Genomic DNA, 19,801 nt, shown 5'->3' on the forward strand with positions numbered 1-19,801 from the left:
GGAAGATTTCTATGTCGCATTCGAACCACTTTGATGTGATCGTGATTGGTAGTGGCCCCGGCGGTGAAGGGGCAGCGATGGGATTAACCAAAGCCGGGTTGAATGTAGCCATCATTGAAAAAGAAAGTAGCGTAGGCGGCGGATGTACTCACTGGGGTACCATCCCATCGAAGGCACTACGACACGCGGTTAGTCGTATTATCGAATTCAATAACAACCCACTCTTTTGCCAAAACAATAAAAGCCTCCACGCCACCTTCTCCGACATTCTTGGTCACGCTAAATCTGTAATCGACAAGCAAACGCGACTTCGTCAAGGCTTCTACGATCGCAATCAATGCACATTGGTCTTTGGTACTGCGCGCTTCATTGATAGCAACACGGTTTCTGTGATGCAAAGTGACGGTACAGAAGAGCTCTACTCCGCAGATAAGTTTGTTATTGCGACAGGCTCAAGACCTTACCAGCCTGAAAATGTCGACTTCCTACATGAGCGTATCTACGACAGCGATTCCATCCTGTCACTGAAACACGACCCGCAACACATCATCATTTACGGTGCTGGTGTTATCGGTTGTGAGTACGCATCTATCTTCCGCGGATTGGGGGTAAAGACAGATCTTATCAATACTCGAGACCGACTATTGTCATTCCTAGACAATGAAACGTCTGATGCGCTCTCTTATCACTTCTGGAATAGCGGTGTCGTCATTCGCAACGATGAAACGTTTGAGCGAATTGAGGGTACGGACGATGGAGTCATCATCCACTTAGAATCAGGCAAGAAGATGCGTGCTGACTGTCTGCTTTATGCAAATGGCCGAACGGGTAATACCGACAAACTCAATCTTGGAGCGGTTGGCTTGGAAGCAGACTCACGTGGCCAAGTCTCTGTAAACGCTAACTACCAAACCAATGTCAGCCACGTATATGCGGTGGGTGATGTGATTGGCTACCCTAGCCTAGCGAGTGCCGCATACGATCAAGGCCGATTTGTAGCGCAAGCAATTGTCAAAGGCGAAGCAGAAAGCCACCTGATTGAAGATATCCCAACCGGCATCTACACCATTCCAGAGATCAGCTCTGTTGGTAAAACCGAGCAAGAGCTTACTGCAGCCAAAGTACCTTACGAAGTTGGACGCTCTTCATTCAAACACCTAGCCCGTGCACAAATTGCAGGTAAAGACATCGGTAGCTTAAAGATTCTATTCCATCGTGAAACTAAGGAAATATTGGGCATCCATGTGTTTGGTGAGCGTGCTGCAGAAATCATTCATATCGGCCAAGCGATTATGGAGCAGAAAGGCGAAGCGAATACCATCGAGTATTTCGTGAACACGACCTTCAACTATCCGACCATGGCAGAAGCTTATCGTGTTGCAGCCCTTAATGGTTTGAACCGCTTGTTTTAAGTAGGATGTACAGCTCAAGGAGCATTTGACCACCTATAGGCCAAATACTAAAACAGCAAGCACATAAGCTTGCTGTTTTATTTGAAATCAAATACTTAATAACACTCAGGTAGTAATTAGATCATGGTATTCTAAATGCTTATCTATCTGTACACTAAGCTAAAAACTCATTCCTTTTCCACTGTCTAATAAACAATACCGCTAGCCCAACTCCGCGCATTCCCATGAAGCAAATCATCGCTAACCATAGTGCATGGTTCTCTAACGATGAGGCTAAAAAGAAGATAAGGAAGAAAGTGCAGGTCGCAACAAACATACTATTGCGCATCTCTTTTCCTTTGGTCGCGCCGATAAAAATACCGTCTAATAAGAAACACCACATCGACACCAAAGGCATTGCGACGAGCCAAGGTAAGTAAATCATCGCCTGCGCTTTTACCTCAGGTATGGTTGTGATCATATTGACCATGTTGCTACCTAGCATCATGAACACCGCCGTCAGGCCAAGACAAATGATTAAGCTCCAGAAAAAAGTACCTACGAGAGACTGATTCAACTCTTGCTTATCTTTAGCACCAATGGCCTTTCCTACCATCGCCTCCATCGCATAGGCAAAACCATCCATCCCATAAGAAATGATCATCAAGAAACTCATCAGTACCGCGTTGGCAGCAACCACATCATCGCCAAAACTTGCGCCTTGGAAAGTCATAAAAGTAAAAGTGGCTTGCAAGCACAGAGAACGTAAAAAGATATCGCGATTAAGTTTTACGAAACGAGAAAGCCCTTGAGTGGTCTGTTTCACCAAGGACAAGATTGCTGGCAACTGCCTCTTCGACCAAACACGTGCCACACATATCAAGCCAAACAACAGTCCCATATAATCAGCAAGTACCGAAGCATACGCGGCCCCTTCAACTTGCCAACCAAATCCAATTACAAACACCACATCAAAAACAATATTGGTGACATTAGTGATGATCACCATCCACATCGGCGCTTTGGCATTTTGTGTTCCAAGCAGCCAACCAAGAATCACAAAATTACTCAGGGCTGCAGGAGCACTCCAAGCACGAATCGAAAAGTACTGCTCACCATAAAACTTCACCTGATCGCTGGCGCTACTTAAAGAAAACACCACTTCAGCGATCATGCTATGCAGCAGTAAAAACAAGGCAGCAAAACCCAAGCTCATGGTAATGCCCTGTACGAACACCAAACCTAATTGCTGATTATCGCTGGCTCCATAAGATTGCGCCGCCAAGCCCGTCGTCGACATTCGTAGAAAACCAAGTAGCCAAAAGGTCACACTGATCATGGTGCCACCGAGTGCGACACCACCAAGATACCAAGCATGCTCTAGGTGACCAATAACAGCTGCATCAACCAAACCAAGCAATGGGACGGTTATATTGGAGAGAACCATAGGTATGGCGAGCATTAGTACTCGCTGGTGAACCGATAAATTCGTTAGAGTTTGAACAATAGATTGGGGGAGAAATAGCTTCACGATCACCTCTTTGCTTTGAGGTGATAGTTTAACCTAGGGGGTAGAGATTCACTATTTAATGACTAGAGCTTTATAGAGAGTGGGAAGAAGAGTACCTCTACCACTTCATCACGATAAGTTGTGGAGCCAGTCGCTTCTTGTATTGAGTCAACTTACTCAACATTCTTTGCCATAGCTTCCAGCGGTTACATTGTTGATCCAAAGGTGAGAAGGCTTTGACCCATTGAGTCCATGGTAGCCAATTCAACACGCTATCAACAGGGGAAGCCAAGCCGTGCGCGTATTCGCCAGAACCCAGCTTTTGACCAAGCTTGCTTGAGGTCTTATCCCCCGCAAGAACTAAACAGGCATGTGCATGAGTAAATTGACGGCTTAGCGCTTGAATAAAGTGCGCAGTGGTTTGTTCATCGCAATCGAGCAGTGCATGTTCACAAACAATCAGCACTGGCGCCTGCTCTGGGATATTCAGTTCATCAAGCCAAGTCAGATCATTCACTGAACCACACTCTAAGCGATAACGCTCATTTTTATGGAATAAACGCTGACGCCACACCAAGTTTTCAGTGACATCCAACTCTACCCAGTGACAGCGGCCGTTATCTAGACGGTAGAAACGCGTATCAAGCCCCGCCCCAACATTAATGATCCACGCCTCAGGGTTATGAGATAGGTACTGTTGGATCTGGTTGTCACAAAGCTGAGTCAGTGTCGCGTACAGAAGCTGTTGCTGGTCGAGCTCTCCCGTTAAACACTCCGGTGCAAGACGACAGCGGGTACACGCTTGCGCTGCAATTGGATCGTAAACGAGGCCATCGTCAGCGAGGCTTTCTCGACTGCGAAACCAAAGAGGTTGAATAAGGTTGCTAGGAACATGAAATTCAGAATGAGCCATGTCTTGCTGCGCCATCGGCTTACGGGCAGCGCTGCGCTTTGAGGAAAGCAGTGTTGACTGAGGTTTGTTTTGATTCGACATGTTCATCTTCCTTGTAGCTCGACAAGGAAGATGATAATGAATATCAATTACAATGACAAGTTATTGAGAATAAATATCAATAACTCATTGTGTGATATTACATCCAATCTGTGTTGCGAATGATACCAACCGCTAAACCTTCAATGGCTAAGTGCTGGGTCTCTAGATCCACCTGGATTGGAGAAAACTCTTCGTTTTCAGCATGTAGTAGTACCGTTGAGCCTTTGCGCTCTAAACGCTTAACCGTTACATCATCGTCGACACGTGCTACCACAACCTGACCGTCGCGTACATCTTGCGTTTTGTGCACAGCCAGTAGATCACCATCCATAATACCGATGTCTTTCATACTTTCGCCATTAACACGCAGTAAGAAATCTGCTTGTGGCTTAAACATACCAGGATCCACTTGGTAATGCGTTTCTACATGCTCTTGAGCAAGGATAGGCTCACCCGCTGCCACTTGACCGATCAAAGGTAGACCTTCTTCGTCGTTGGCAGCGTCATCAAGCAAGATGCGAATACCACGAGACGCACCCGGAATGATCTCAATAGCTTCTTTTCGAGCTAGAGCTTTTAAATGTTCCTCTGCAGCATTAGCAGAGCGAAAGCCTAATTCACGCGCGATTTCAGCACGTGTCGGTGGCATACCGGACTCTTCGATCTTGTTTTTAATCAGGTCGAAGACTTGTTGTTGGCGGGGCGTTAACGGCTTCATGAGTCACCTGTCTTTTTATACAGTTGACTGTGAGTATATCCAGTAACTGAACAAAAGCAAAGCAATTGGTTGTTTTTAGTTCATTTTTAAACAACGGGCTACTTTTTATAACTTTATAAACAGTCAGCTAAGTCGTTGTTTTAATCAAAGGCTTTAAAAATTGGTGACGATTAAACCTATACTCAATCAGTCGATGAATGATTTTCCGCAAACTTAACGCCATTATGACTAATTCCATTAAAAGGTTAGACCAGTTTCTGGTATTCTTGCATCGATTAAATTTACGCCTAGGCCTATCCCTATTTTAAATCACTAAATAAAAATAGAGATACGCTTGAGCATGACAAAAAACTACTGAGGCAGTGAACCTATATGTCTTCTGGACAATCTTTTTCACGTTCAATGATGAAGCTTCCTTTATCCGTATTGGTGAAAGGCACATCCATTCCTTCAAACCCTATTGAAGATTTGAACATTGATTTAGGCAAACCAATTGTATATGCGTTACCTTTCCGCTCGAGTGTCGATCTCCTAACTCTACAAAAACATGCATTAGAGCTTGGGCTTCCTGATCCACTGAGCCCACTTGAGATTAATGGTAAATCACTGCAACGCTACGTGTTTATTGCGTCGCGCAAAACCCTTGTTCAAGATGATGACCACGTACCAAGTTCATCGATCGCCGTATTCACCGAGCTACTTCAGCTTCATGAGTCTGATTCAGAACTAGACGTTCAGGTTATCCCAGCAACCGTGTTGTGGGGACGTAAGCCGGGTAAAGAAAATACCCAAAAACCTTATCTACAAGCGATGAATGGTCTAGAGAAATCAAGAGCGGTTCTTCTAGCTGGTCGTGATTGTTTAGTTCGTTTCAGCCCAGTGGTATCACTGCGCTACATGGCGAACTCTCACGGCACTGACAGCACCATTGCACACAAGCTGGCACGCGTAGCACGTATCCACTTCTCGCGCCAAAAGCTAGCCGCGTCTGGCCCGAACCTTCCAAGCCGCCAAGCGCTGTTCGACCGCCTACTGAAATCAGAAGCGATAAAAAAAGCGATAGAAGACGAAGCGAAGTCGAAAAACATCTCGATTGAGAAAGCGAGCAAAGAAGCGCAAGACATCATGGATGAGATTGCAGCTAACTTCTCTTACTCTCTGATCAAACGCGGTGAAAAAATCCTGGGCTGGTTGTGGAACAAACTTTACCAAGGTCTGCACATCAATAATGCATCTACGGTTCGCAAATTGGCACAAGACGGCCACGAGATTGTTTATGTACCTTGTCACCGTAGCCACATGGACTACCTACTACTCTCTTATGTGCTTTACCATGAGGGTATGGTTCCTCCGCATATTGCAGCGGGTATTAACCTCAACTTCTTCCCTGCTGGACCGATCTTCCGTCACGGCGGTGCTTTCTTCATTCGTCGTAGCTTTAAAGGCAACAAGCTGTACTCAACCATTTTCCGTGAGTATCTAGCCGAGCTATTCGCAAAAGGTTATTCGGTAGAGTACTTCAGTGAGGGTGGTCGCTCTCGTACTGGCCGTCTCCTACAAGCGAAAACCGGCATGTTAGCGATGACAATTCAGGCAATGCTGCGCGGTATGAACCGTCCAGTTACCCTTGTACCTGTTTACATTGGCTACGAGCACGTAATGGAAGTGGCGACTTACGCAAAAGAGCTGCGTGGTAAACGTAAAGAGAAAGAGAATGCTGGCTTGGTACTTCGCACTATTCGCAAGCTACGCAACTTTGGTAAAGGCTACGTTAACTTCGGTGAGCCAATTCAGCTAAACCAATACCTGAATGAGCATTCTCCAGAGTGGACTAAAGACATCGATCCGATTGGCACTAGCAAACCACAGTGGATGACACCAGTTGTTAACGATCTTGCGACCAAGATGATGACAAACATTAATGATGCAGCAGCAACCAATGCACTGACTCTGTGTGCAACTGCTCTGCTTGCTTCGCGTCAACGTGCACTATCCCGTGACTCGTTGGTATCACAGATTGATTGCTACTTATCGTTACTAAAGAATGTACCTTACTCTGAGACATTCACGGTACCGAAAGACAGTGCTGAAGATTTAGTGAAACACGCTGAAGCTCTGAATAAATTCTTGATCGAGTCAGACACTATGGGCGACATCATTTCGCTCGACCGTCACCAATCGATCCTGATGACTTACTACCGTAACAACATCATCCATCTATTCGCACTGCCATCATTGGTCGCGCAGATGCTGATTCGTCAACGAGAGCTGTCGATTACAGACATCCAGAAGAATGTGGCTATCATCTACCCGTTCCTTAAGAAGGAGCTGTTCCTTAGCTACCCAGAGGATAAGTTAGAAGAAGTTGTCGCCAACATTATCTCTGAGCTGGAACGCCAGGGTATGATCATGGTGAAAGACAACGAAGTCACGATCAACCAATCTAACAGCCAACCGCTGATGCTGTTGGGCCGTACTATCTCTGAAACACTGCAGCGCTACTCAATCGCATTGAACCTTCTGGCAGAGAATCCAGACCTCGATAAGTCAGAGCTTGAGCAGAAGAGCCAAGATATCGCGCAGCGTCTAGGTCGCCTGCACGGCATTAATGCTCCAGAGTTTTTCGACAAAGGTGTATTCGCTTCAATGTTCGCAACGCTAAAACAGCAAGCGTACTTAGATAGCGACGGCAACTGCGATTTAGAGAAGACCGCGGTTTTCGCTAAGCTGCTTTACTCGATGCTTTACCCAGAAGTTCGCTTGACGATCGAAGAGAGTATTCACCAAGCAGAATAACTCACTTAAAAACAGAAAAGGCACCCATTGGGTGCCTTTTTTATATGTGATGTTTTTTACCAGAATGCGATAAGTAAGCCTGCGGTCACTGCCATTCCAACATAGTTGTTGTTTAAAAAGGCTTGGAAGCAGAGGTCTCGATCTCGGTGGCGAATTAGGTGCTGCTGATATACAAACAATCCACCGACAACCAGCAGGCTCCAGTAAAAACTCCCGCCCAGTTGATAGTGCATACCAAGCGCAATCAACATCGCCAAAGTAATTAACTGCAGCACACCGATTACTAGCTTATCTTGGCGGCCAAACAGAATCGCGGTCGACTTGATGCCAATCTTAAGGTCATCGTCTCGGTCAACCATCGCATACTGAGTATCATAAGCGATGGTCCATAGTGCGTTGATAGCAAACACGAACCACACGACACCTGGTAATTCATTGGTTTGTGCAGCCCACGCCATCGGAATTGCCCAGCTGAAAGCCAAACCCAGAAATAGTTGTGGCAGATGAGTAAAGCGTTTCATGAAAGGGTAAATAAACGCTAAGCCCACACCAATAAACGACAACTGAATGGTCAGTGTGTTCATGGTTAACACCAGTAGAAAAGAGACAATGGCTAGCACCAAAAACAGAGCTACCGCTTCTTTACTGGATACCGCTCCCGAAGGTAAAGGTCGTTGCTTAGTGCGTTTTACGTGGCCATCAACTTTGCGATCGGCAAAATCGTTAATCACACACCCTGCCGAGCGCATTAACACCACACCCAACACAAATACCACTAATACCGACAAGTCTGGTAGGCCATTGGCCGCAATCACTAGCGCCCACAAGGTTGGCCACAACAGTAATAAGGTTCCAATCGGGCGATCCATTCGCGTTAACTGCCAATACGCTTTCGCTTTTGTGGCCAGCATTTACACACTCTCCTTAGAGTAAATGGGTGAAGTTGGTAAAAAAAGTTCCGCCACTAACATTGGCTTATGGTTCATCCATAAACGCGAGCGACGAGCAAGCAGGCGCTCTTCGCCTACCATAACCCAACCGACTTGCAGTGCATCACGCTTAACGTTTTCTGCGCTAAACACCGTCAACCCGAGTGGTACATTGCCCTGCTGAGCCAGATCTGAGTGTTGGTCATCTAAGGTAAGGCGTGGAATTAACGTACGGCCAAGTACCCAAGGCTCACCGTCTCCCTTCAGAATAACCTTGCGAAGTAAGCAATCTGATGATGAAAGCAAAGTCTCTTCGTCGTGTTGTAGTGTTGAGCGTTCCACGACTTGATTATGAAGTAACTCGACCGATAAGTGCTCACAGCACTCACCCAAACGACGAGATAACGAGCCTTGCTCCATTAACCACCCTTTGATGGTTTGATTCGGAAAATCAAATTTTTCTGTATTTTGCCAATCTACATTCATTAACGAATTAAGATACAGCGATATTGGCTGATTCATACTGGTATTCAATAGGTGACTTTACACGTACAATAAAGCATCAACTTCCGAGCTGTTTTAACCGCAAGCTGTGTTATAAACGTATTTAGATTTAGACCGCTCATTGTAACAAGACAAACGCGTTTCGAATATCGCGATTAAACTAAAGAAAAGTCACAAATATGCACAAACGTTATGTAGCCCAAATATTTCTAGCAATCACACTACTTTTTTCTTTGCCTTCATTGGCGGAAGAGGAATCTGCACCCAAGCTGGCGTACTTCACGCTAGAACCGGATCTCACTACTAACTTTTATACTAAAGGTAAGAAGCTGGGTTACATTCAAGTGCGCATCGACATTATGGTTGCCAACTCAACTGACCTCCCGGCCATTGAGCTTCACCAACCCCTTATTCGCGATGCTGTGATTGAGCTACTTGGTAAACAGAATGAAGAGACCATTAAGTCACTTTCTGGTCGCGAAGACTTGCGTAAAACCTTAGTCAACCGACTCAATGAGATCCTATTGCCAGAAACAGGCAAAACCATCATTGCCGACCTCTTATTTACTAAGTACCTGTACCAATAAGGCGATGACCAAATCGAGATAAAAAAAGCGGCTTCATCGAGCCGCTTTTTCGTTTTCACAGAAAACTCACCACCAATATCGCTAAACGATAGGCTTTGATTTCATTGAATCAATCCAGCCGATGCCGACGCCAGCAATCAAACCCGCTAGGTGTGCGGTGTTAGCAATCGCCATAAACGGTTGCATGTAACCAAGCACTAACCAAATCAGCATGAAGCCAACGATCTGTCTCGGTATGGTTAGTCCTAATTGAGGGGCCTTAGCGCTCACAACCCACAGATAACCAACTAGCGCGTACACAACTCCAGATAACCCACCAAAGTTAGCACCCTCGACCCAATATTGCCCTGCGCCAGACAACGCCGATGATATAGCGAAAATCTGCAGTAGTTTCAGACCGCCTAGCTTCTTCTCAATATCGCCACCAAGCTGCCACCACCACAAAATATTAAAGGCTATGTGCATAACGGAGAAATGAAGAACCGCATGACTAAGCCAGCGCCACAACTGCCACTGTTGCCCATCCAAAGCCGGAAAATGCAGCATTTGAAAGATCTGCTGATTGAAGCCAAGTTGCTGCAGAGCAAAAATCGCCACACACAACAGCATAATGCTGAGTGTAACGGGGCCGGCTTTAGCCTTAATCATGCTTAGAAAGCTCGGAGTATGGTAATGAAACTGACTTTTACGCGTTTCAGCAACATCCCAAGAAGCGGCTTGATAACGCTTGTGGTTCGGTTCAGACAGAAAACGGTTGAGCTCCGCTTCTGTCTCCACTTGATGTTGAGCATCAATCAGCCATAGCGCGACACGCCCTTCCCCTTCTGGAGACATCTGAATCGAGATATGACGCGACGCCATATAATCAATGAAGGCCTGCGCAACACGCGCATTATTCAATACCATCAATCTTACCATTGGAGTTTCCTGCTTAAATTTGTCTAAGGAAGCGAACTAGCCTGTCACAACAGGGAGCTGGGCACGATGCCAAGCTTCAAAGCCTCCATCAACACTATATACGTCTTCAAAGCCTTGGTTGACTAGATACTGCGCCGCACCTTGGCTACTAATGCCGTGATAACACATCACAAGGATAGGCTGTTCAAATTCTACCTCATCCATAAACGCCACCATGGTGTCATTCGTCAAATGATACGCACTTTCTGGGTGCGCAACGGCAAATGATTGTGGATCGCGGATATCTACTAGGCGTGCGTCGCTTTGCTCAATGAGTGTTTGAGCACCTTGCACATCAATATGTTTAAACTGGTCCATGACTTTCTCTTGTACTGATTTACTTTGGTGTCATTGTAACCTATCCCAAGGCTAACATTTACACCGACTTAATAAGGTTATCCACCAGCGATCACTTTTACACCATATGTGGATAAACCTGTGAATTGCGTGAATAAAGTGTTTTAAGAGAAATAGATCCACAAGATGTAGTAATGATCCTGATCTATCTGTGGGTTAACTTGAAACTATCCCCACCAACAAAACCGCCTGAAAGCCTTACTACACCCTGCTTTTTGACAACTGACAAAGAAACTCCTCACAGAGTTATCCACAATCTCGACTTGAAAGTTTCGATCGCGAAGACACTAAAATGCGATCCAAACAAAAAGGCCGAGATCTCTCGATCTCGGCCTTTTCAAAAAATTGTATGTGGGCTTAGAAGTCGCCGACAGCTTGCTTTAGCTTCTTCATTGCATTCTTTTCTAGCTGACGAACACGCTCTGCTGAGATGTTATAGGTTTCAGCGAGATCTTGCAGCGTGGCTTTGTCGTCATCTAACCAACGAGAGCGAACAATGTGTTGGCTGCGGTCATCTAGACTTGCTAGTGCATGGCCAAGACGGTTATTGGTATGGGTTTCCCAGTTTGCTGCTTCAACCGTTTCAGCTACATCTGACGCTTTGTCTTCTAGGTAGTAAACAGGTGCCGTGTAAGCTGAGCCGCCGTCATCGTCGTCCATAGGTGCTTCAAAGGTCGCATCTTGCGCCGCAAGACGAGATTCCATTTCACGAACTTCAGAAGGCTCTACACCTAACTCGCGAGCAACAGTTTCAACTTCACCGTTGTTGAACCAACCTAGACGCTTCTTAGATTTACGCAGGTTGAAGAACAGCTTACGCTGCGCTTTCGTCGTTGCAATCTTAACGATACGCCAGTTACGAAGTACGTACTCATGGATTTCAGCTTTGATCCAGTGAACAGCGAAAGATACCAGTCTTACCCCAACCTCAGGGTTAAAGCGTTTTACCGCCTTCATTAGACCAATATTACCTTCTTGAACAAGGTCAGCCATAGGCAGGCCGTAACCAGAGTAACCTCTCGCTACATGAACCACGAATCGTAGGTGTGAAAGGATCAAGCCTTTCGCAGCTTCGATCTCACCTTTGTAATGTAATCGCTCTGCAAGTCCACGCTCCTCTTCAGCAGTTAGCATTGGGTAGCTGTTTGCTGAGCGGATATAGCTGTCTAGGCTATCTTGTGTGACTAAAGCCATTTGATACGCTTGGTTTGCCATTCGGTTCCTCATCAATCTCTGATCTGGAGTAGTCTTTCTATTAGAACCCGCTAATCTTGAACCTAAAATGAACAGGATTCAAGAAGGGGGAAGTAATTATGCATAATCAATTCGTCTATACAAGGCGAAAACTGACTAACATGTGTCTATTTCTCGTCTAAATATGACTCAATTCACCTAAACAGGTTCAATTTCTTTTAGGTGTCTTTGGGCAGAAAGTTTTGCTGCCACGCTACCAAGCAAGGTTCCAACAATCAAAAGCAGCAAAGATTCATCCCAGCTTAAGCCAATTAAGCGGAAATGACTGTCGTATAACTGCGCTAAATCGTCCACTGCACTGTTGAGTAATACAGTAATCAGTGCGGTCATGATCCACGCACTGATAGATCCCAATACACCAAACCACATACCTGTATACAGATAAGGGCGTAAGATGAAACTATCGGTCGCCCCGATTAGCTTCATGGTTTGGATCTCTTCTTTGTGAGCAAGCACATTAAAACGCAAGGTATTACCAATAATTAGAAATACCGCTCCCAGCATAAGGAAGGTTAATGTCACTACGATGACAGTAGCCAGTGCCTTAATCGCATCGAGTCTTGCTAACCAATCTTCATCAAGGCGAACGTCAGTCACCGAGGGTTGTTCTTTGACTTGCTTAGCCAGTGCTTTAATTTCCGTGTCTGTTTCAACGCTCGGTGTGATGATCAATACACCTGGTAGTGAGTAATCATCAAGAATCGTCAGTGCATCATTGAAGCCTGAGTACTGGCTAAGGTCTGCAAGTCCCTGCTGTGGTGAGATGTACTCCACTAGATCCACTTGTGGCCAGCTTTCAATCTCATCTTTCATCACCATCACTCTAGGTTCAGGGATACCCTCTTCTATATAGGCGCTAACCTGAGAAGGGCTTGCCACATCTTGTGCAGCCTCACCCACGTTTTTACCCAGTAGGTACAAACACGCTGGCATCGCTAATGCCATAGAGATCACGGCTAAAGTCAGTAAATTTCCCAGTGGGCGCTGCCACAATTCAGATAGAGAAGACTTCGCCTGCTTCCAGTGAACCACTAAAAAGCCATCACTTGCTGCACGATTGTTGGCGCGCTTTGGTTTCGCCTTTTTAAGACGTTTATTAACGGCCATAGTCTTCTACCTCACTTAAGAAGCCTTGGTTTAACTCGAAATGACGATATTGTGGGCGAGTGTTTACTAACCCCACATCATGCGTAGCTAAAAGGATGGTCACGCCTGCTCGATTAAATTCTTCGAACAGTCTTAAAACTCGGTTCGATAATTCTGGGTCTAGGTTACCGGTCGGTTCATCGGCCAATAGTAAGGTTGGTCGATTCACCACAGCGCGTGCTATGCCAACACGTTGCTGCTCACCGCCCGACAATTGGCTCGGCAAGCAACGCGCTTTGTCCAATAACCCAGTCTTGTCTAATGCAGCACCAACGCGTCGTTTGATTTCATTTTCAGAAATCGACTCGATACGCATTGGCAGAGCTACATTGTCGTAAATAGAGCGGTCCATTAACAAACGGTGGTCTTGAAAGACAATACCGATGTTACGGCGCAAAAAGGGAATGTCTTTACTCGGAATTCGAGTAATGTCGTGATCGTTGAACCAAACGCGCCCGTCCGTCGGGCGCTCAATCGCACAGATCAGTTTCAGCAGTGTACTTTTACCCGCACCGGAATGACCACCCAAAAAAGCCATTTCACCTCGCTTAAGATGAAAGTCCACTTTTTGTAATGCTTGGCGTCCACCTCGGTAGGCCTTGCTCACTTGCTGAAATTTGATCACCGAAAATTCCTCTTACGATCACTCTTATCAAATTTAAAAAGGTAGCAGGTTAAACACAAACCAAATTGCTACCCAAATTACTCTTCGCGGCTAAACAACGCTTCAATAAAGTCTTTTGACTCGAATGGACGCAGATCGTCAATGCCTTCGCCAACACCAATAAAGCGAATTGGAATCTGGAACTGATCAGCGATAGAGAAAATCACACCGCCTTTTGCAGTACCATCGAGCTTAGTCAGAGTAATGCCGGTAACTGGCGCTACTTCACTAAACAATTTCGCTTGGCTGATTGCGTTCTGACCAGTACCTGCATCTAACGTTAGCATGATTTCATGTGGTGCTGAGTCATCAATCTTCTTCATTACACGAACAATTTTGCGCAGCTCTTCCATTAAGTTGCTCTTGTTCTGTAGACGACCCGCTGTATCCGCGATAACCACATCCACACCACGAGCCTTAGCAGCTTCAATCGCATCATAGATAACCGATGCACTATCAGCGCCAGTGTGCTGAGCAATAACAGGCACGTCGTTGCGCTTACCCCATACTTGAAGCTGCTCAACCGCTGCAGCACGGAAGGTATCACCCGCCGCCAGCATCACTTTCTTGCCTTCATTCTGGAACTGCTTCGCCAGCTTACCAATAGTCGTTGTTTTACCTACACCATTAACACCTACCATTAGGATGACGTAAGGCGTTTTAGTGGTATCCACCTCTAGAGGCTGTTCCACTTGGCTTAAGATATCAGCCATCTCTTCTTTCAATAGACCATACAGGGCTTCACCATCTTTCAGGTCATTGCGAGATGCTTTTTCTGTTAGGTTATCAATGATTTTGACTGTGGTGTTCATGCCTACGTCAGCAATCAACAGTTGTTCTTCAAGCTCTTCGAATAGATCTTCATCAATTTGCTTGCCTTTGAACAAACCAAAGAAGCCCGCGCCAATGTTGGCTTTAGTGCGGCTTAGGCTACGCTTCAAGCGCGCAAAGAAGCTCTCTGTCGGTTTCTCTTGAACTTCTTCAACTTGTGGCTCTTCTGCAACCACTTCAGGCTCTGCTTCTGCTTCTGCTTCTGCTTCTGCTTCTGCTTCTGCTTGTTCAGGTTGAACCTCAGCACTTGGCTGTTCAAGCTCTTCTTGTAACTCCGCCTCTTGTGCAGATTCTTCCTTTTCTACCGGTTGCTCAACCTCAGCTTGAGGCTGCTCTTCCGTTTGCTGCTCTACTTTAGAGTCAGTCTGCGTTTGTGGGCTCTGTTCTTCTTCACCAAAGCCAAGCCACGATAATAATCCGCGCTTCTTTTTTTCCGCCATCAGAGGAGTTTCCTAGATCTACTAATTAACTGTATTGACTTAATGCACGTCGACTCTTTGCTATTGTTCTACAATACAAACTTGTAGACACGAATAGTAAAGAAAAATGACAAAGCAGTGATATGCTTGCTGTTTGCTTGATACACTTTGTCATTGCAAAATTTATTTAATACTCGAACCAAATTAAATTGGGCTCGATATAGTATCACTTTATTAGCGGTCAAAAAATCTATGGTAAGACGTCGCCAGCAAAACACATCACAAAAAAAGCCATCTGGAGGCTTTGTTAGAATCATCAGTGGCTCATGGAGAGGTCGAAAACTCCCAGTTCACGACTTAGAGGGATTACGCCCAACCATTGACCGAGTAAAAGAGACACTCTTTAACTGGGTGGCTCAAGATATCCCAAATGCGACGTGTCTGGATGTATTTGCAGGCTCTGGCGGGCTCGGGTTTGAAGCAGCGTCTCGCCAAGCGAAGATGGTGACGCTTTTAGAGATGAACCAAAAGGCGGCTAAACAACTTTCAGACAACGCTAAAGAACTGAAAGCCGATAACATTAAGGTAGAGAATATCGACGCTATCTCTTACCTCAGTAAACCGGGTACACCGTATGATGTGGTTTTCTTGGATCCACCTTTCCGCAAAGGCCTTCTTGCTGAGACAGTCAACCTACTCGAATCTAACGGTTGGTTGGCTGAAGATGCTGTTGTGTATGTCGAAACTGAAAAAGAACTTAAGCTGGAAGGCATGCCTGAGAACTGGGAGCTCTATCGTGATAAAACGACTGGGCAGTCCAGTTACCGCCTTTTCCATAGAACCAATGCAGAATAGGATTTAAATAATGAATGTACTGATTCCCGTAGCCAAAGCGGCTATTGCTTTCGTTTGGTTTGTTCTCATCGTAAATATTTTCCATCCCTTCCCAGGAAACGCAGCCATTGCCCTGTATATCATGACGGCATTCTTGTTCTTCATGCACGGTCTACAAATGCTGATCTTCATTGGTGCATTTGGCGATAAGATTTCCATGACGCGCTGGGAGAAGTGGTCAATTCTAATCTTCGGTATCTTTGCTCTGCTCGATATCCGACGCAAATACATGATGTAAAAAAAGCCGCTCATTTGAGCGGCTTTTTTAATGCTGTTCGTCAGCAAACGGACTCTAAGAGAGCATGTAAGCTTTGATACCATCGAGGAACATCTGCGTTGATATCATAATAAGCAATAGCCCCATCAATCGCTCTACCGCTTTAAGGCCTCGCTCTCCGAGGATACGCAGGAAGAAACCATTAAACATCAAGATAAAGAAAGTTGCGCCCCAAGCCAGTAAGACTGCTGCAGATAGCTCCAACATATTACCTGGGTGCTGAGTCGATAGCAGAATCAAGGCTGCAATCACCGATGGCCCCGCAATCATCGGTATCGCCATAGGTACAATAAATGGCTCTTCACCCGCCGCTAATCCAGTGATACTCCCAGCACTTGGGAAAATCATCTTAATCGCGATGATAAACAGGATAATACCGCCTGAAATACTTAAGGTTTCTGGCTGAACGTGCAAAAAGTTCAGAATGCTCTGACCGGCAAACAAGAACAATAAAAGGATAATCAACGCGAACATAAGCTCACGAATCAAAACAATTCGGCGTCGCTTTGGATCGATATGTTTAAGTATGGAGAGCACGATCGGCAAGTTGCCTAACGGGTCCATAATAAGAAACAGCATGGTAGCTGCAGATAGGATTTCCATGAGTAAGTCCTGAAAAGCGAAGGTGCGCGGAGTATAGCAGCCTCAATCCGGCTTTTCGAACCCAGTGGGGAGGATTATGTGTTAAATGTTTGATTTAAAGGGAAGCAGTAATCCACTTCCCAAAACAATCGAATTAGTGGCTACATACTCGTGCCATATTGGTTCTCAGCTTATCACCCTCTAGCACCACCTTCTCCATTTTCACAAAGAACGTCAGCAATGCATCTAGGTCTAAGCCACTTAGCTTACAAGTATGGAAACGGGCTTCTGAGCCATATTCTTGTGCTAGTTTTTCCGCTAACTCTTCACGCGTTAGAGCTTGTTCATTCAATAGGTTCAGTACATTGTGAGCATGGATTTCAGTCGTCATTAGAGGTTCCCCTGTCTGTCATATCTCGCCAAGCATAACGAATTGCTGTTAGCGCACTTTGATATAACGCAGCCTCAGAGCAGTTATCGACTAAAGGGTTAGTGACGCCACGATGAGAGAATGTGCTAGGAAGTAGCTGCCTGTCACCCACATGTAAGCCCCTTTGATCGGGCTTCGATAGCAATTCAATGCGTAGGCCAAAGCAGAAAGCAACAAAACACAACAACCGATGAAGCCAACACCATGTGACATGTGTGGATCAAGCAACCAGACCTCTCCCGACGCCCATGCTAATTGGATAAGCACTATTCCCATAATCACAACGGGAAATACCAACTTATCAAGACGAGGTAAAAGTAGGAAAAAGGCCACTACACAAGCCGCAAGCAACAGGGCGAACAGCCACCAGACCACTTGACCAGAAAGTTGCAGCCAAAACGCTTTGCTATAACAGAGTTGCGCTACTAAGAAACAGATAAAGTGCAGCGGCTTTCTCTTGGACAGAGTATGCAGAATATCCGCCAGTGCAGACACAACCAAGCCACCGACAATCCAATAACTATAAGTGGTAATCTCAGGCTGGCTTAATGCAATCGTAGCTAAAAGTACAAAAGTGAATACTTTGTAGATTAAGGTTTGAGTAACATGCCCATGCTTAGCTCCTGCTATCGCTCCGATACCAGATAACGAAACCGCTAACCAACTCCACATAACATCTACCCTATTACCTCAAATCGTCGCCAGTCTAGGCACCTCAATAGTGATGTAAAGCGCTAGCCCCTCAAAATTGGATCTTGCTTACGCTTCCACTAAAAATGTGATCGATACTCAAAATGAAGTGAAATGCTCAAGCTGATGATAGCAACCCAAATATTTGGTGCTTTTATCGTTCAATACCTACAAAAGTACACCTCAGTTCCAGTTTGAAAGAACTAACCCCTACTTTTATAAATACGGCCATCCCCCAAAGCACCAAAAACACTCCATATCCACAATGCAATACTCTAAAACAAAAACTTATAAACATTTAAAAACAAAAGCTTAAACACAAAAACATTAACTTTAAACATCTGAAAACTTCAGGATCTCATTTCCAATAAAAACTCTCACACAATATCTAAATAAGGAACTCACTTGCATGATAAGTAAGCTGCCTCACTACAACACCACAGTATAAAACTCATAATAACCTTCATAATACGCACTGAGCCCACCCCTACCCCTTCAGCACCCATTAATACACTTTAACAAGTTTTAACAACTATGATTACATTAATTAAATCCATAAAAACAACAACTTAAATAAAAAAAGAACAAACAAAAACCACAAGGAACAAAATTAAACCAACACAAAAACAAGCATAAACTTCGCAAATACCACCCCTAACACTGAAGTTTTCTTATGGTTTTAGAGGTTTCAAAACTAATTCTTGATCTAAAGCCTAAAGTAGTGCTATTCTTAATCACATAGCGATAGTTAACCAGATTTAGGAGTAGTGTTATGATTTCATCTTCGCAAAAACAAGGACTTGTAATGATCGCGGTAGTTGTTGGCCTTATGACACTACCGATGATGTACTAATCAAGTACCCAAAAAAGAGAAAAGGGACGCCGTGGCGTCCCTTTTCTTTTATCTAAACCTGTTACTTTGAGAATAGATGCAACGTCAATACATCCCAGTTGGCATAATAGAACCCGGCCGCAGCCAAAGTCATTACCATCATTAAAAGAATGGCAACACGCCAAATAAAGCGCCCGCTTCTTGGGGTTAGCTCCTTCTCACAATCATTACACATCATAATGAACTGATGATGATCCTCTAATTTCGCATCATGATCATTCACTACCTTGTTTCGACAAGTGGCAATGTAGCGTAGTTTTACCACCATATCGTGTGGCAATCTCTCTTCACAGCTCGTGACCAGCTCATGCAGCCCTTCTCCCTCAGCGTGATACTGAAGCCGCAATAACTTCTCTATATTACGAGTCCTTGTGACTACTTTTTCAATGTCCGTCATATTGACCCTCCCACTCCACACTTTAATTTTAGTCGAGCATTACCCTATTCTTATACAAATTGATCACGATTTACGTGAGAAAGAGACAATAAATAACAACGTGTTATCCACAAATGGCAATGAAATGTGATATCAGCCGAAAAACAACTCGCTCAACTTACATCAATTCACGAATAGCGGCTTTAAACACATATCCCTTGCAGTCGACCGACTAGAATACCCCTCAGGACTATATGGAGGTTGTATGCCTAATTCACTTTTTCTTGCGATTATTGTACTTGTCGCCCTAGCAGGTTGGGTTTTTGTTAGCTTTTACAGAAAGCATATGCAAGGAGAAAACGCGCCAGAGAAAAAGGTGGATGTTACGGTACTCGATAAACAATCCATTGACCTTCCTGATGCGCAACCAGGCCAAGAAGACCAAGAGTATTGGATCTACGTTCAACGCGGACTGGTCGGTCCCAAACGTGAGTTCCAAGTTGGTATTCATTACTACCACGCTCTCAATCCTGGGGACAAAGGTACATTAACCTACCAAGGTGATAAGTTTTTGCACTTTGCCCTCAAACGCTAAATCCTTTT

The 19,801-nt window shown here is 45.0% G+C and carries 21 protein-coding genes; 6 read left to right on the plus strand and 15 right to left on the minus strand.

Annotation, left to right across the window (positions count from 1 at the left end; all coding sequences use genetic code 11):
* Positions 1 to 11: 11 nt before the first annotated feature.
* Positions 12 to 1,412, plus strand: coding sequence for a Si-specific NAD(P)(+) transhydrogenase (gene sthA / locus FIV04_RS14250; RefSeq protein ID WP_150873361.1), 1,401 nt, complete (start codon positions 12 to 14; stop codon positions 1,410 to 1,412).
* Between the two features lie 154 nt (positions 1,413 to 1,566).
* Here the strand turns inward: sthA and dinF are convergent, their stop codons facing one another.
* The 3 genes from dinF to lexA all read right to left on the minus strand — a co-directional run bounded on the left by dinF (position 1,567) and on the right by lexA (position 4,613).
* Positions 1,567 to 2,922, minus strand: a complete 1,356-nt coding sequence (dinF, locus tag FIV04_RS14255) for an MATE family efflux transporter DinF (RefSeq protein WP_152469429.1) — start codon at positions 2,920 to 2,922, stop codon at positions 1,567 to 1,569.
* A gap of 97 nt (positions 2,923 to 3,019) precedes the next feature.
* On the minus strand, positions 3,020 to 3,895 hold the full coding sequence (locus tag FIV04_RS14260; protein ID WP_150873363.1) for a class I SAM-dependent methyltransferase: 876 nt from the start codon (positions 3,893 to 3,895) through the stop codon (positions 3,020 to 3,022).
* Positions 3,896 to 3,992: 97 nt separating this feature from the next.
* Positions 3,993 to 4,613 carry a transcriptional repressor LexA gene (gene lexA, locus FIV04_RS14265; protein WP_032553391.1) on the minus strand — a complete coding sequence of 207 codons (621 nt, stop codon included), beginning with the start codon at positions 4,611 to 4,613 and terminating at the stop codon, positions 3,993 to 3,995.
* Between the two features lie 372 nt (positions 4,614 to 4,985).
* Here lexA and plsB point away from each other — a divergent pair, with 372 nt between their 5' ends.
* Complete coding sequence (gene plsB / locus FIV04_RS14270) at positions 4,986 to 7,409, plus strand: glycerol-3-phosphate 1-O-acyltransferase PlsB (protein ID WP_150873364.1); 2,424 nt, start codon at positions 4,986 to 4,988, stop codon at positions 7,407 to 7,409.
* Between the two features lie 56 nt (positions 7,410 to 7,465).
* On the opposite strand, the gene ubiA is transcribed toward plsB, so the two are convergent.
* The gene (gene ubiA / locus FIV04_RS14275) at positions 7,466 to 8,320 is read right to left on the minus strand and encodes a 4-hydroxybenzoate octaprenyltransferase (RefSeq protein WP_032553388.1); all 855 of its coding nucleotides are present in this window, start codon (positions 8,318 to 8,320) and stop codon (positions 7,466 to 7,468) included.
* Complete coding sequence (locus tag FIV04_RS14280; RefSeq protein ID WP_172974253.1) at positions 8,321 to 8,860, minus strand: chorismate lyase; 540 nt, start codon at positions 8,858 to 8,860, stop codon at positions 8,321 to 8,323.
* 161 nt (positions 8,861 to 9,021) lie between these two features.
* On the opposite strand from FIV04_RS14280, the gene FIV04_RS14285 reads away from it, so the two are divergent.
* Positions 9,022 to 9,429 (plus strand): flagellar basal body-associated protein FliL, encoded by a 408-nt coding sequence (locus FIV04_RS14285; protein ID WP_150897431.1) that lies wholly within the window; start codon positions 9,022 to 9,024, stop codon positions 9,427 to 9,429.
* A gap of 81 nt (positions 9,430 to 9,510) precedes the next feature.
* Here the strand turns inward: FIV04_RS14285 and glpG are convergent, their stop codons facing one another.
* From glpG to ftsY, 6 genes are all read right to left on the minus strand, one after another.
* Entirely contained in the window at positions 9,511 to 10,347 is an 837-nt protein-coding gene (gene glpG / locus FIV04_RS14290; protein ID WP_152469431.1) for a rhomboid family intramembrane serine protease GlpG, read from the minus strand.
* 36 nt (positions 10,348 to 10,383) lie between these two features.
* A complete protein-coding gene (gene glpE / locus FIV04_RS14295; protein WP_032553384.1) occupies positions 10,384 to 10,704 on the minus strand; it encodes a thiosulfate sulfurtransferase GlpE in 321 nt (106 codons plus the stop codon).
* Between the two features lie 396 nt (positions 10,705 to 11,100).
* Positions 11,101 to 11,958, minus strand: coding sequence for an RNA polymerase sigma factor RpoH (gene rpoH, locus FIV04_RS14300; protein ID WP_032553383.1), 858 nt, complete (start codon positions 11,956 to 11,958; stop codon positions 11,101 to 11,103).
* A 177-nt stretch (positions 11,959 to 12,135) separates the two neighbouring features.
* Positions 12,136 to 13,104, minus strand: coding sequence for a permease-like cell division protein FtsX (ftsX, locus tag FIV04_RS14305; protein ID WP_152469432.1), 969 nt, complete (start codon positions 13,102 to 13,104; stop codon positions 12,136 to 12,138).
* Positions 13,094 to 13,768 (minus strand): cell division ATP-binding protein FtsE, encoded by a 675-nt coding sequence (gene ftsE, locus FIV04_RS14310; protein ID WP_032553381.1) that lies wholly within the window; start codon positions 13,766 to 13,768, stop codon positions 13,094 to 13,096. The genes ftsX and ftsE overlap by 11 nt, the downstream gene beginning before the upstream one ends.
* 77 nt (positions 13,769 to 13,845) lie before the next feature.
* The gene (gene ftsY / locus FIV04_RS14315; protein WP_152469433.1) at positions 13,846 to 15,078 is read right to left on the minus strand and encodes a signal recognition particle-docking protein FtsY; all 1,233 of its coding nucleotides are present in this window, start codon (positions 15,076 to 15,078) and stop codon (positions 13,846 to 13,848) included.
* A gap of 231 nt (positions 15,079 to 15,309) precedes the next feature.
* Here ftsY and rsmD point away from each other — a divergent pair, with 231 nt between their 5' ends.
* Positions 15,310 to 15,912, plus strand: coding sequence for a 16S rRNA (guanine(966)-N(2))-methyltransferase RsmD (gene rsmD / locus FIV04_RS14320; RefSeq protein ID WP_150873371.1), 603 nt, complete (start codon positions 15,310 to 15,312; stop codon positions 15,910 to 15,912).
* A gap of 10 nt (positions 15,913 to 15,922) precedes the next feature.
* A complete protein-coding gene (locus FIV04_RS14325; protein ID WP_032553377.1) occupies positions 15,923 to 16,189 on the plus strand; it encodes a DUF1145 domain-containing protein in 267 nt (88 codons plus the stop codon).
* Positions 16,190 to 16,243: 54 nt separating this feature from the next.
* On the opposite strand, the gene FIV04_RS14330 is transcribed toward FIV04_RS14325, so the two are convergent.
* From FIV04_RS14330 to FIV04_RS14350, 4 genes are all read right to left on the minus strand, one after another.
* Entirely contained in the window at positions 16,244 to 16,831 is a 588-nt protein-coding gene (locus FIV04_RS14330; protein ID WP_032553376.1) for a YhgN family NAAT transporter, read from the minus strand.
* Positions 16,832 to 16,964: 133 nt separating this feature from the next.
* Positions 16,965 to 17,201 (minus strand): YecH family metal-binding protein, encoded by a 237-nt coding sequence (locus FIV04_RS14335; RefSeq protein ID WP_032553375.1) that lies wholly within the window; start codon positions 17,199 to 17,201, stop codon positions 16,965 to 16,967.
* Between the two features lie 90 nt (positions 17,202 to 17,291).
* Positions 17,292 to 17,912 (minus strand): lysoplasmalogenase, encoded by a 621-nt coding sequence (locus FIV04_RS14340; protein ID WP_032553374.1) that lies wholly within the window; start codon positions 17,910 to 17,912, stop codon positions 17,292 to 17,294.
* Between the two features lie 932 nt (positions 17,913 to 18,844).
* Positions 18,845 to 19,219 (minus strand): hypothetical protein, encoded by a 375-nt coding sequence (locus FIV04_RS14350; RefSeq protein ID WP_032553372.1) that lies wholly within the window; start codon positions 19,217 to 19,219, stop codon positions 18,845 to 18,847.
* A gap of 244 nt (positions 19,220 to 19,463) precedes the next feature.
* Between FIV04_RS14350 and FIV04_RS14355 the strand changes: the two genes are divergently transcribed.
* Positions 19,464 to 19,793 (plus strand): DUF2500 domain-containing protein, encoded by a 330-nt coding sequence (locus tag FIV04_RS14355; protein WP_032553371.1) that lies wholly within the window; start codon positions 19,464 to 19,466, stop codon positions 19,791 to 19,793.
* Positions 19,794 to 19,801 lie beyond the last annotated feature (8 nt).

Origin of the sequence: Vibrio sp. THAF190c (genome assembly GCF_009363355.1) — a bacterium.
In the GTDB taxonomy this organism is placed as follows: domain Bacteria; phylum Pseudomonadota; class Gammaproteobacteria; order Enterobacterales; family Vibrionaceae; genus Vibrio; species Vibrio fortis_A.